Origin of the sequence: Marinobacterium lutimaris (assembly GCF_900108065.1) — a bacterium.
In the GTDB taxonomy this organism is placed as follows: Bacteria; Pseudomonadota; Gammaproteobacteria; order Pseudomonadales; family Balneatricaceae; genus Marinobacterium_D; species Marinobacterium_D lutimaris.
This window is the reverse complement of record NZ_FNVQ01000001.1, coordinates 1,871,687-1,884,628: the sequence shown is the minus strand read 5'-3', so window position 1 is coordinate 1,884,628 and position 12,942 is coordinate 1,871,687. Positions and strand designations below refer to the sequence as shown.

The following is a 12,942-nucleotide window of genomic DNA, read 5'->3' as shown; positions in this document are numbered from 1 at the left end:
GTTGTGACTGTCACTTCCTTGAGACGCTATTGAAGGCAGTGGGCATTTGAATCGATTATGGCCCCGTGGTCAACCGTTAGCCTGTAACTCGAACGCGTTTGCTGCCCGATTCCTTGGCTTCGGTCAGCGGAATCTGTTTACGCTTACGTTCGGCACGGGCGTCGATGACGTTCTTGAGTGCAATCAGCAGTCCAAGGCCAACGAAGGCACCCGGCGGCAGGATGGCGAACAGAAAGCCGTCGTAGTTATCGGCCAGGGTGATAGTCCAGTGGCGTGCGCTTTCACCAAACAGTAGATGCATGTTGGCGAAGATGGCGCCGGTACCGAGAATTTCACGTATCGCGCCAAGCAATACCAGAACACAGGTGAAACCGGTGCTCATCATGAAGCCGTCCACCACCGAGGCGGAGACGGGGTTCTTGGCGGCGAAAGCGTCGGCGCGACCCATGATCACGCAGTTGGTCACGATCAGCGGAATGAAGATGCCCAGGATCAGGTAGAGCTCATAGGTAAACGCCTGCATCAGCAGTTCGATGGCGGTTACGAATGAGGCGATGATCATGACGAAAATCGGCAGACGAACCGTTTCCGGTACCAGGCGTCGGAACAGTGACACGGTAAGGTTGGAGCTGGTCAGGACCAGGGTGCTGGCTACGCCCAGGCCGATGGCGTTAACCACCGAACTGGTTACGGCCAGCAGCGGGCAGAGGCCGAGCAGCTGTACCAGTGCCGGGTTGTTGTGCCAGAGGCCATTCAGGCTGATCTTGCGGTAATCCACGCTCATGATGCGTTGCTCCCTTCTTGTCCGGCGGATTCGGTGGCCGGTGTGAGCAGGCGTGCCTTGTGGGCACGGAAATACTGTATGGCGCGCCCCGTGGCGTTAACCACGGCGCGTGGCGTGATGGTGGCGCCGGTAAACTGGTCAAACTGACCGCCATCTTTTTGCACTGCCCAGCTGTCATCGCCGGGGCCGCTCTGGGTCTTGCCGACAAAACCTTCCAGCCAGTTTGACTTGGAGGGTTCGATCTTGTCGCCAAGCCCCGGTGTTTCCTTGTGCGACAGTACCCGCACGCCTGCGACCGTTGCGTCGCTGTTGATGCCCACCAGCAGATGGATATCACCGCTGTAGCCGTCGGGTGCGACCACCGGCATGATCACGGTTTTTACCTCGCCATCCACGATCGCCTGCCAGGCTTCGCGTGGTTGTGCCAGATCCAGTTCCGGGGCGTCGAACGGGATGCGATGTTCATGCAGCTGATCGTCCACCGAACGGGGCACAATCTCATACAGCGCACGGGCTTCTGCCTGAGCGATGTTGTCGGCAATGCGTTCGCTTGTGGCCACCTGGGTGACGGCTATGACGCCGGCGGTGACTACTGCGAAGACGGCGATACCCAGAGTGCTGCGACGTAGGGCGGCAAACATCTCTGTATTCATTGGTTCTTTCCTTTCGTGCCGCGGTTCGCTTTCTTGTGGCCGTAGGTGCGCGGCTGGGTGTACTGGTCGATAAAGGGTGCGCAGAGGTTCATCAGCAGCACCGAGAACGCCACGGCGTCCGGATAGTTACCCCAGGTGCGGATGATGTAGATCATCACGCCAATCAGGGCGCCATAGATGATCTTGCCGCGGTTACTGGTCGCCGATGACACCGGGTCGGTGACGATAAAGAACGCACCCAGCATGGTGGCGCCCACGCCCAGGTGAACGATCGGGCTGACGTAGTTGTCCGGATCAAAGCCGTAGAACATGCTTGCCATCAGGAACAGGGCCACCAGCATCGACAGCGGTGCGTGCCAGGTGAAGATCTTGCGTGACAGCAGGAAGATACCGCCCATAAACCAGGCGGCGCTGATCGCGTACCAGGCGGCAACGCCGTTCATCAGTACATCAGACTGACGCCAGAGCTCTTCGGTGGTGAGCCCGGCACGGTGTTTGAGCACATCCAGTGGAGTGGCGCCGGTGAACGAGTCATACCACTGCTGCTCCACGCTGCCGAAGATCACCTGCAGGGTGTCGAGGAAACCGGCCACATGCCAGCCTTCGCCGTTCTGTGTGATCGGTGCGGTCCAACGGGTCATCTCAACGGGGAAGGAGACCAGCAGCAATGCATAGGCCACCATAGCCGGGTTGAACGGGTTGTTGCCCAGGCCGCCATAGAGCTGCTTGGAGATAACAATGGCAAAGAAAATACCGGTCGCGGTGACCCACCAGGCGGAGAAGGGCGGAATCGCCACTGCAAGCAGTACCGCGGTGACCAGTGCGCTGCCATCCGAAAGGAAAAATCCCACCGGGCGTTTACGCAGTTTCAGAACGGCGGCTTCAAACGCCAGCGCCAGTACCGAGGCAAGCACGATCTGGATCAGCGTTCCCCAGCCGAAAAATACCGTCATCGCAAGGATGCCGGGCAGGGTGGCCAGCAGCACCAGACGCATAACGTTGGCGGTGCTGTTGGCTTTGGATACGTGAGGCGAACTCAGGTGTATCAGTGCCATCGGTCAAAATTCCTGTGGCAGAAAAAGGTTAGTCATACTGGCTCAGCGTTTTGTGCAGTTCGTCCGATTTCGCCTGGGCGGCGACCAGCTCCTGCTCGATCTGGGCGCGCTCGTCGTCGGCTTCGGCCTTTTTCAAGGCGCGTTCACCCTTGGTGATCGCAGCTTTGGCCATGGCGGCGTCGATGCGCAACTGCTTCAGGTCTATGCCGGCCTGGGCTGCGGCGTCCATCTTGGCCTTTTCAACCTTGTTGAACGCTTCGGTGGCTTCGTCAAAGCGCTTTTTCAGATCGTCGACATCGGCCTGCAGTGAGGAGCGCTCCTCGTCGCTTTCGGCGGCTTCCAGCGCTGTTTCCGCTTTTTTCAGCTTGGTGCGCATGATCGATACCTGCTGTTTCAGCGCCTTGGCATCCAGGGCAGGCTCAGCGGCAGGTTCGGCCTTGGCGGGCGTTTCTTTCGGCGCGGATTCCTGCTTCGCGGCCGCATCGGCAGGCTGCGCGGCGTCGAAGGCCTTTTGCGCCTCGTCGGCTTTTTGTTCCAGGGCTTCTACCGTGGCGCGCAGTTTATCGATCCCTTCCAGACCCTTGTCTTCAGCGTTTTTCAGCGCGTCCTGGGCTTTCTTCAGCTTGGTGCGAGCAACGGCGGCCGCGACTTTCAGCTGCTTGAGCTCGGCGTCGCCGCCCTCGGCGGGTGCCGGGGAGCCTGCGGAAAGCGCTTTTTCCGCTTCCTCGGCTTTGAGGCGCGCCTCGTTCAGTGCCTGCTCCAGCTCGGCCAGGCCTTCGCTGTTGCCGGCGGCGGCTTCATCAAAGGCTTTCTGCGCTTTTTTCAGCTTGGTGCGTGCGACGGCTGCGGCCGTCTTCAGCTGTTTGATGTCGGGCGCGGCGGTAGCGGTGGCGGCAGCTTCTTCCTTGGGCTTGGCTGCGGCGGCCTTGCGTGCTTCCTGAGCCTTGGCGGCTTCGGCGGCGCGCGCCTTGCGCTTGGCTTCCTTCTCGGCAGCCTCCCGGTCCAGGCGGGCCTGGCGCGCTTCGAAGCGTTCACGGGCGTGGTCGGCCTTCTGCTGCTCGCGTTCTTCGGTGCGGATCTCCGACTTGGCGAAGCGGTAGTACTGCACCAGCGGGATGTTGCTGGGGCAGACATAGGCGCAGGCGCCGCACTCGATGCAGTCAAACAGGTTGTGGTGTTTGGCCTTGTCGAACTCGCGTCCCTTGGAGAACCAGTACAGCTGCTGCGGCAGCAGGTCTGCCGGGCAGGCCTGTTCGCACATACCACAGCGGATGCAGGCCTGGGCTGGAGGGGCTGGCGGCATCTCCTGTTTGGTGGCGGCGATCAGGCAGTTGGTGGTTTTGATGACGGGAATGCGGTCGTTATCGACGGTAACACCCATCATCGGGCCGCCCATCACCAGGCGTGACAGCGCTTCCGGGCGCAGGTCGCAGGCTTCCAGCAGGCTGCTGAACGGGGTGCCGAGCAGAACCTCAAGGTTCTTTGGATGACGCACCGCGTCGCCGGTCACTGTGACGATACGGGAAATCAGCGGTTCGCCCTTGTGCACCGCCCGGTAAACGGCAGAGGTGGTGCCCACATTCTGGCAGACGATACCGATATCCGCTGGGATTTTACCCGCCGGAACCTCGATGTCGGTGAGTAGCTTGATCAGCTGGCGCTCGCCGCCGGACGGGTACTTGGTGGGTACCACGATGATGTCGATATTGAGGTCGCAGTGCTTGACCGCCGCTTCCAGTGCGTGGATGGCGTTGGTCTTGTTGTCCTCGATGCCGATCAGGATATGGCTCGGGCGCAGCAGGTGGGCAATGATCTCGATCCCGCCGATGATCTCGTGCGGACGCTCACGCATCAGCATATCGTCGGCGGTGATGTACGGCTCGCATTCGGCGGCGTTGATGATCAGCGTATTGACGATATGGTTATCACCCAGGTGCAGCTTCACATCGGTAGGGAAGCCGGCGCCGCCCATGCCGGAGATACCGCTGGCGCGGATATGCTCGGTCAGTTGCGCACGCTCAATCGCCTTGTAGTCGGCGATCCCTTCATGTTCGATCCAGCGATCTTCGCCATCGGTCTCGATAACGACACACTCACCACTCAGACCAGAGGCGTGAGGAATAGGGTAGTGGGCGATATCCACTACCTTGCCGGATGTCGGGGCGTGCACGGCGGCGCTGATACGGCCGATAGGCTCTGCTATCAACTGGCCCTTGAGTACGCTGTCGCCCACCTTGACCAGTGGATCGGCGGGGCCGCCGATATGCTGCTGCATCGGCAGCACCAGCTGTTTCGGCAGCGGCGCCTTGCCGATCGGCGCGCGGGTCGACTGCTTCTTGTTTTCCGGCGGATGGATACCGCCGTGAAAAGAGAACACCTGTGACATCAGTGGACCTCCGAGGTGGCCAGGCCGCGGCCGCGGTCGGTGGCGATCAGGTCCATGGGAGCCGGCGGTTCCGGCCACTTCCAGGTGTTCGGTGTGGTTTCAATCGGGATCATGTCGATACAGTCAACCGGGCAGGGCTCGACACAGAGGTCGCAGCCGGTGCATTCAGTAGTAATAACGGTGTGCATCTGCTTGGCGGCGCCAAGGATGGCATCTACAGGGCAGGCCTGGATGCATTTGGTGCAGCCGATGCACTCGTCTTCGCGGATAAAGGCGACAGACTTGGGTTTTTCCTCGCCGTGTTCTGAGTCCAGCGGCACCGCTTCAACATCGAGCAGATCGGCCAGCGCCTCGATGGTGCTCTGACCACCGGGAGGGCACTTGTTGATCGCATCGCCGTTGGAGATCGCTTCGGCGTAGGGGCGGCAGCCGGGATAGCCGCACTGGCCGCACTGAGTCTGCGGCAGGATAGCGTCGATCTGGTCGACGATAGGGTTGCCTTCCACCTTGAAGCGCACGGAGGCATAGCCCAGCAGCACACCGAAGGCGGCGGCAAGCAGTAACAGGACAATAATTGCTGTCAGTACGGTACCCATGATAACTCCTTAGAACCGCACCAGGCCGGTGAATCCCATAAAGGCCAGTGACATCAGACCCGCGGTAACCATGCCGATCGCCGCGCCACGGAAGGGCACGGGTACATCAGCGACAGCAACACGCTCACGGATAGCAGAGAACAGCACCAGAGCCAGGGAGAAGCCCACTGCGGCGCCAAATCCGTAGGCGATCGACTCGAAAAAGTCGTTCTGCTTCTTGATGTTAAGCAGGGCGACACCGAGCACCGCACAGTTGGTGGTGATCAGCGGCAGGAAAATCCCCAGCAGTTTGTACAGCAGCGGGCTGGTCTTGTGCACCACCATTTCGGTGAACTGAACCACCACGGCTATCACCAGGATAAAGGCGATCGTCTGCAGGAACGTGAGGTCAAACGGCTTGAGCAGGTAGGTGTACACCAGGTAGCTGCAGACCGATGACAGGGTCAGAACGAAGGTGGTGGCCAACGACATGCCCATCGCCGTTTCCAGCTTGTTGGACACGCCCATAAACGGGCAGAGTCCGAGAAACTGTACGAGGACGAAGTTATTGACCAGTACGGTGCTGATCAGTATGAGCAGGAAGTCTGTCATAACGACTGTCGTTACCTTGTGTTGGCGGCGGGTCGCCGGAAAATTCGGAAGCCGCTGATTTTACCTGAATTGGAGAAACCGGTGTACAGCGCCTGAAACACTCAACAAAGAGTTGCGCAGGTCCATACACCGGTCATCTTTTTACGACGGCAGGTTCTACCCCGTTCAGTTGGTGAACGGGGTGTCCCCGGGCGGTTAGATCAGTTCCGCCTGTGTCAGCGCCTTGGTCAGGGCTTCAACCTGGCTGTTGACGTCGGTGTTGGCGTCCAGAGAGGCGTTGGCGCCGTCGCTGTAACCTGCGCTGAACGCGTTGTCGATCGGTGCAGAGGTCAGAACCACGAAGCCGTTCTGCTTCAGCAGTTCGGCCAGCGCAGCCAGATCGGTGCCTTCCGGCTGGTTGCCCGGTTCTACGACCAGCGGCATGCGACCGCGTTCAAACAGGCGCTTCTCCAGTGTGTATAGCAGCGCCGCAGTGTTTTCGCCTGCGTCGATACTGACGATGCCCGGCTTCTGGCCGAAACGATGTGCACGGTCATCGGCAGAGACTGCTGATGTGGTGTAGATCGAGTGGTCATCCAGTGCCAGTGAATCACCGATGATCATACCGGCAGCGACGGTGGCGTTGCTCAGGCGGTCGACGATGATAAACGAGCCGGTACCTGAGTGCTCGCGGTAGTCGTCGGCAACCAGTTCGCGCTCTACATTGATCTCTACACGGGCGATTTCGTTCAGCGCCAGAGTGGCTGCCGGTGTCTGCTCCAGCGTGTTGACGTCGATGCGGTGACGGATCGCGGTGATGCTGCCCGCGGTGCGTGATGTCGCCAGCTTGATGTCGTAGGCGCGGCCCGGTACCAGCTCCTGCTCGGCCATCCATACCAGGTTGGCATCAAAGCGACGGGTAACGTCCGGCACATGCTGGGAGTTGACGATCAGGTCGCCACGGGAGATATCGATCTCGTCTTCCAGTGTCAGCGTGATCGACATCGGCGGGAAGGCTTCCTGCAGCTCGCCGTCGAAGGTGACGATCGACTTGACGCGGCTGGATTTGCCGGACGGCAGGACGGTGATCTCGTCACCCACACGGACGATGCCAGAAGTCAGGGTACCGCAGTAACCGCGGAAGTTCAGGTTCGGACGGTTAACGTACTGCACCGGGAAGCGCAGGGCGTTGGTGTTGAAGTCCTTGCTGATCTCAACGTTTTCCAGCTGAGTCATCAGCGGCTCGCCGTCAAACCAGGGCATGCTCTCGGAGCGGTTAACTACGTTGTCGCCCTTGAGCGCAGAGATCGGCGCGAAGTGGATGTTCGGCAGGTTCAGTTCCTGGGCGAACTCGAGATAGTCGCGTTTGATCTCTTCGTAGCGCTCTTCGCTGAACTCCACCAGGTCCATCTTGTTGATGGCAACGATGGTGTGCTTGATGCCCAGCAGAGACACGATAAAGCTGTGACGACGGGTCTGTACCTGTACGCCGTGACGGGCGTCGATCAGGATGATCGCCAGGTCACAGGTAGAGGCGCCGGTGGCCATGTTGCGGGTGTACTGCTCGTGTCCCGGGGTGTCCGCGATGATGAACTTACGCTTGGAAGTGGAGAAGTAGCGGTAAGCAACATCGATGGTGATGCCCTGTTCGCGCTCGGCCTGCAGGCCGTCTACCAGCAGCGCCAGGTCGATCTCTTCACCGGTGGTGCCGACTTTCTTGCTGTCGGACTGGATCGCGGCCAGCTGATCTTCATAGATCATCTTGGAGTCGTGCAGCAGGCGGCCGATCAGGGTGGATTTGCCGTCGTCGACGCTACCGCAGGTGAGGAAGCGCAGCAGCTCCTTGTTTTCGTGCTGGCTCAGGTACGCTTCGATGTCGTCGGCGATCAGTTCGGATTGGTGGCTCATAACTATTCGGTACTCGTTCGAAATCTGTGTCGGATGATTGGCGTGCTTCGATCAACTCTCTGGGAGGATCAGAAGTAGCCCTCGATCTTTTTCTGTTCCATGGAACCGGCGCTGTCGTGGTCGATGGCGCGTCCCTGACGCTCTGAAGTCGTAGTCAGCAGCATCTCCTGAATGATGTCAGGCAGGGTGTCGGCTTCGGATTCCACGGCGCCGGTCAGCGGGTAGCAGCCCAGGGTGCGGAAGCGGATCGATTTCATCATCGGCTGCTCGCCTTCGCCCAGCGGCATACGCTCGTCGTCAACCATGATCAGCATGCCGTCGCGCTCGACTACCGGACGTACTGCGGAGTAGTACAGCGGAACAATGGGGATGCTTTCCAGGTAGATGTACTGCCAGATGTCCAGCTCGGTCCAGTTGGAGAGCGGGAATACACGGATGCTCTCGCCCTTGTCAACGCGGGTGTTATAGATGTTCCACAGTTCAGGGCGCTGGTTTTTCGGATCCCAGCGGTGGTTGCTGTCGCGGAAGGAGAAAACACGCTCCTTGGCGCGGGATTTTTCCTCGTCACGACGGGCGCCACCGAAGGCTGCGTCGAACTTGTACTTGTTCAGCGCCTGCTTCAGGGACTGGGTCTTCATGATGTCGGTGTGCTTGGCAGAGCCATGGGTGAACGGGCCCACGCCCATGTCGACGCCTTCCTGGTTGATGTGCACGATCAGGTCCATGCCGGCTTCATCCGCCATCTTGTCACGGAACTTGATCATCTCCTTGAACTTCCAGGTGGTGTCCACGTGCATCAGCGGGAACGGTGGGTTACCCGGGTAGAACGCCTTGCGCGCCAGGTGCAGCATCACCGAGGAGTCCTTGCCGATAGAGTAGAGCATTACCGGGTTATCAAACTCCGCCGCCACTTCCCGGATGATGTGGATGCTTTCGGCTTCCAGCTGTTTCAGATGGGTCAAACGGTGTTCCGGTAACTGATTCATCATTCGCTCTTCAAAACTGTTGTCGGGTTCGATGACTAATGCCTGGCTGCTTCGCCTGTTGAAGTTGGCGCATGCAACCATCGATGCGGCGAGATTATCGCTGAGATGATATAAAATCAAAAAGAATAAATGGAAATTTTTCAATTCTATAAAGTTATAAGCAGTGTTGAATCCAGCACTCGATCGCATGTAACGTTTTGGAATAACAAAATTATCATTAATTATTTTGTGTTATATAGTGTTGCGGCTACCATGGTCGCCTGATTTTGTATTCCGGGAAGCAGGGTGCTCGTAATGGAGTTTGCGTACATATTTGCAGGGTTGTTTGTCGGCTTCGTTGTCGGCCTCACCGGTATCGGTGGTGGCGCCCTGATGACGCCTATTCTGATCGTCCTGTTTGGTATTCCGCCTTTCGTGGCGGTTAGCACCGATCTGCTCTACGCAGCGGTCACCAAATGCGGTGGTGTCGTATCCTACGCCCGCAACAAGCTGGTGCAGTGGAAAATCGTCGGCTTTTTGTTGCTCGGATCCATCCCCGGCAGTCTGTTCACGCTGAATTACCTAGAAGGCCTTGAGGGTCTTGAGCAGGTTGAGCATCTGATGAACATGACACTGGGTGTGTCGCTGGTGCTGACCTCGGTTGCGGTATTTATGCGTGCTCGAATCCGTGATCTGGCCGGCTCGCTGCGCGATAATCCGTTCACCTCCAGCGTGCGTCGCTGGCGCCCGGCCATTACCGTCATCACCGGTTTTGCCCTTGGCGCGATGGTGACACTTTCTTCGGTCGGCGCGGGGGCTCTGGGAACAGCACTGTTGATTGTTCTTTACCCGCGCATGACAATGCCCGCCATTGTGGGAACCGATCTGGTCCACGCGGTGGTTTTGACTTCTGTGGCAGGTGCCGGTCACTACCAGATGGGTGGTGTTGATCTGGAGCTGCTGCTTTACCTGCTGGCGGGTTCGCTGCCGGGGGTATTCGTAGGCAGTCATTTCGGTGTCCGCCTGTCACCTCGCCTGATGCAGCCGATCATGGGGTCGCTGCTGATGGTCATAGGACTGAGATTTGTAATCGCAGCCTGAGATTCGAAACGAATCCTTTTAAAACGACAACCTCAAGTGAACCCGGGTGAATACCCGGTTGAAGGTAGCCAAACATGTACATTTATAACGAAGTCGATCAGAAGATCGTCGACGAGAGGGTTGAGCAGTTCCGCGATCAGACCCGGCGTTTCCTGGCGGGTGAACTGTCGGACGATGAATTCCTCGCCGTACGCCTGATGAATGGTCTGTACATCCAGCGCCACGCGCCGATGCTACGAGTTGCCATTCCTTATGGTCTGATCTCTTCGCCGCAGCTGCGCAAACTGGGTCATATCGCCCGTAAATACGATAAGGGCTACGGTCACTTCACGACCCGTACGAATATCCAGTACAACTGGCCGAAGCTGGAAGAGGTCCCGGATATCCTGGCTGAGCTGGCTGAAGTGCAGATGCACGCCATCCAGACCTCCGGTAACTGTATCCGTAACACCACCACCGACCAGTTCGCCGGTGTGACCCCTGATGAGCTGGAAGATCCGCGCCCCTGGTGTGAGATTATCCGTCAGTGGTCTACGCTGCATCCGGAATTCGCTTACCTGCCGCGTAAGTTCAAGATCGCTGTCACTGGCAGCCCGCGAGATCGCGCTGCGTCACAGGTGCACGATATCGGTCTGCACCTGGTTCAGAACGACGCTGGCGAAGTCGGCTTTGAAGTTCTGGTCGGCGGCGGCCTGGGTCGTACCCCGGTGATCGGCAAGCAGATCCGTCCGTTCCTGGCGAAAAAAGACCTGTTGTCATACCTCGAAGCGATCCTTCGCGTGTACAACCTGAAGGGGCGTCGCGACAACAAGTACAAGGCACGTATCAAGATTCTCGTCGAAGCCATGGGTATCGATGCGTTCCGTGAAGAGGTTGAGGCGGAGTGGGCCAATATTCGCGATAGCGAACTGGGACTGACCGACGCGGAAATCGACCGCATCAAGGGCTTCTTCCAGCCGTTTGCATACGATGCGGATGCCGCCAACGACACCAGCCTGCAGCAGAAGCTGGAAAGCGACGAAGCTTTCCGTGTCTGGTACGAGCACAACACTCACAACCACAAGGTGCCGGGTTACACCGCCGTTGTCGTGTCGCTGAAGCCTCAGCTGCAGCCGGCTGGCGATATCACCGATCTGCAGCTGGAAGTGGTTGCCGATCTGGCGGAGCAGTACTCCTTCGGTCAGGCGCGCTCAACCCACGAGCAGAACCTGGTGCTGGCAGACGTGAAAAACGCTGACTTGTACGCCGTCTGGCAGAAGCTGGCCGAGCACAACATGGCGCGTGCCAACATCGGCACCCTGACCGACATGATTGTCTGCCCGGGCTTCGATTTCTGCGGTCTGGCCAACGCCAAAACGCTGAACATCGCCGAGCAGATCAACACCGCGTTCGATGACCTGGATTACCTCTACGATCTGGGTGAGATCCGCCTGAACATGTCCGGTTGTATCAACGCCTGTGGTCATCACCACGTCGGTGCTATCGGCATCCTGGGTGTCGATAAGAAGGGCGAAGACTGGTACCAGATCACTATCGGTGGTTCCGATCGTGAAGATGCCTCGCTGGGCAAGGTACTGGGTAAGGCGGTTGCCGCCGATGACGTTGCCGAGACCCTGAAAAAGCTGCTCGAAACCTATGTTGAACAGCGCACCGAAGAAGAGCGCTTTGTTGATACCGTACGCCGCGTGGGCGTAGCCCCGTTCAAGGAGAAAGTCTATGCCGCTGCTCATTGATCGCAAACCTGTCGCCGATGATCGCTGGCAGCTGGTTGAAGATGCCGAAAATCTGCCGGCCAGCGGTGATCTGCTGCTGCCGCTGGGGCTCTACCTTGAAAACAAGGATGCACTGAGCGCTCAGGCGGGCGAGATCGCCGTTCGTGTTAACGGTGATGACGACCTGACTCCGGTGCTGGAATCGCTGGACAGCTTCCCGATGATCGCTGTCGAGTTCCCGGCTTTCCGTGATGGTCGCGGTTTCTCCCTGGCGCGCATTCTGCGTCGCGCCGGCTTCAAGGGCGAGCTGCGTGCGGTCGGTAACCCGGCTCGTGATCAGCTCGGTTACATGGAACGCTGCGGCTTCAACGCTTATGAGTTCAGTGAAGAGGTCTACTCCGATGACTTCCTGAAAGCGTTCGAAGAGATCAGCGTGCATTACCAGGGCAGCGCCGACGACCCGCGTCCGATCTACCTGCAGAGTTAAAGCCAAGGGTTGATCGAAAGGGTTAACGGAAAAGAATAGAGGGAAAGAAAGATGAGTATCGATCTGACCGCAGCCAACGCTGCGCTGGAAGGAAAAACGCCCGAGGAGATCGTTGCCTGGGCGCTGGGCCAGTCTGAAAATCCGCTGGTCACCACGAACTTCCGCCCCTATGAAGCGGTGATCCTGCACATGGTTACCCGTATCAAGCCGGATATCAAAGTGCTGTGGGTAGATTCGGGCTACAACACCTCGGCTACCTACCGTTTCGCGGAAAAGGTGATCAAGGATCTGAACCTGAACATCGTCACCTACATCCCGGAGATGACCGCGGCGCGTCGTAACGTGCTGATGAAGGGTATTCCCGATGTGGATGATCCGCTGCATGAAGAGTTTACCCGTCAGGTGAAGCTGGAGCCGTTCCAGCGCGCCCTGGCTGAGCTCAAGCCGGATCTCTGGTTCAACGCTATTCGCAAGGATCAGACCGAGTTCCGCCAGTCGCTGGATGTGGTGACTGCCAGCAAGGATGGCGTGCTGAAAGTGGCGCCGCTGTTTAACTGGAGCGAGGCTCAGATGGATGCTTATCTTGAAGAGCACGGCCTGCCGAACGAGACCGATTACTTCGATCCGACCAAGGCGCTGGAAACTCGCGAGTGTGGCTTGCATACCCAGCTTTGATCGTTTCGATTGCGGGTTAAGCCTCAGTTAGTGTTGGGATAAAAAAGCCG

The 12,942-nt window shown here is 58.6% G+C and carries 12 protein-coding genes; 4 read left to right on the top strand and 8 right to left on the bottom strand.

What is annotated here, in order from left to right:
• Positions 1-76: 76 nt before the first annotated feature.
• From C4S72_RS08845 to cysD, 8 genes are all read right to left on the bottom strand, one after another.
• Positions 77-784, bottom strand: a complete 708-nt coding sequence (locus tag C4S72_RS08845) for an electron transport complex subunit E (protein ID WP_104002652.1) — start codon at positions 782-784, stop codon at positions 77-79.
• Positions 781-1,437: an electron transport complex subunit RsxG gene (gene rsxG, locus C4S72_RS08840; protein ID WP_104002651.1), complete on the bottom strand. Its 657-nt coding sequence runs from the start codon at positions 1,435-1,437 to the stop codon at positions 781-783. The genes C4S72_RS08845 and rsxG overlap by 4 nt, the downstream gene beginning before the upstream one ends.
• A complete protein-coding gene (gene rsxD / locus C4S72_RS08835; RefSeq protein WP_104002650.1) occupies positions 1,434-2,492 on the bottom strand; it encodes an electron transport complex subunit RsxD in 1,059 nt (352 codons plus the stop codon). The genes rsxG and rsxD overlap by 4 nt, the downstream gene beginning before the upstream one ends.
• 28 nt (positions 2,493-2,520) lie before the next feature.
• The gene (gene rsxC / locus C4S72_RS08830; RefSeq protein ID WP_104002649.1) at positions 2,521-4,878 is read right to left on the bottom strand and encodes an electron transport complex subunit RsxC; all 2,358 of its coding nucleotides are present in this window, start codon (positions 4,876-4,878) and stop codon (positions 2,521-2,523) included.
• Positions 4,878-5,474, bottom strand: a complete 597-nt coding sequence (rsxB, locus tag C4S72_RS08825) for an electron transport complex subunit RsxB (RefSeq protein WP_104002648.1) — start codon at positions 5,472-5,474, stop codon at positions 4,878-4,880. The genes rsxC and rsxB overlap by 1 nt, the downstream gene beginning before the upstream one ends.
• A 9-nt stretch (positions 5,475-5,483) precedes the next feature.
• The gene (rsxA, locus tag C4S72_RS08820; protein WP_104002647.1) at positions 5,484-6,065 is read right to left on the bottom strand and encodes an electron transport complex subunit RsxA; all 582 of its coding nucleotides are present in this window, start codon (positions 6,063-6,065) and stop codon (positions 5,484-5,486) included.
• 195 nt (positions 6,066-6,260) lie between these two features.
• The gene (gene cysN / locus C4S72_RS08815) at positions 6,261-7,952 is read right to left on the bottom strand and encodes a sulfate adenylyltransferase subunit CysN (RefSeq protein ID WP_104002646.1); all 1,692 of its coding nucleotides are present in this window, start codon (positions 7,950-7,952) and stop codon (positions 6,261-6,263) included.
• 68 nt (positions 7,953-8,020) lie between these two features.
• Positions 8,021-8,938: a sulfate adenylyltransferase subunit CysD gene (cysD, locus tag C4S72_RS08810; RefSeq protein ID WP_104002645.1), complete on the bottom strand. Its 918-nt coding sequence runs from the start codon at positions 8,936-8,938 to the stop codon at positions 8,021-8,023.
• Between the two features lie 294 nt (positions 8,939-9,232).
• Between cysD and C4S72_RS08805 the strand changes: the two genes are divergently transcribed.
• The 4 genes from C4S72_RS08805 to C4S72_RS08790 all read left to right on the top strand — a co-directional run bounded on the left by C4S72_RS08805 (position 9,233) and on the right by C4S72_RS08790 (position 12,892).
• Positions 9,233-10,018 carry a sulfite exporter TauE/SafE family protein gene (locus tag C4S72_RS08805; protein ID WP_104002644.1) on the top strand — a complete coding sequence of 262 codons (786 nt, stop codon included), beginning with the start codon at positions 9,233-9,235 and terminating at the stop codon, positions 10,016-10,018.
• A gap of 74 nt (positions 10,019-10,092) precedes the next feature.
• Positions 10,093-11,751 carry a nitrite/sulfite reductase gene (locus tag C4S72_RS08800; protein ID WP_104002643.1) on the top strand — a complete coding sequence of 553 codons (1,659 nt, stop codon included), beginning with the start codon at positions 10,093-10,095 and terminating at the stop codon, positions 11,749-11,751.
• Complete coding sequence (locus C4S72_RS08795) at positions 11,735-12,217, top strand: DUF934 domain-containing protein (protein WP_104002642.1); 483 nt, start codon at positions 11,735-11,737, stop codon at positions 12,215-12,217. Before C4S72_RS08800 ends, C4S72_RS08795 begins: the two co-directional genes overlap by 17 nt.
• 51 nt (positions 12,218-12,268) lie before the next feature.
• The gene (locus tag C4S72_RS08790; RefSeq protein ID WP_104002641.1) at positions 12,269-12,892 is read left to right on the top strand and encodes a phosphoadenosine phosphosulfate reductase domain-containing protein; all 624 of its coding nucleotides are present in this window, start codon (positions 12,269-12,271) and stop codon (positions 12,890-12,892) included.
• Positions 12,893-12,942 lie beyond the last annotated feature (50 nt).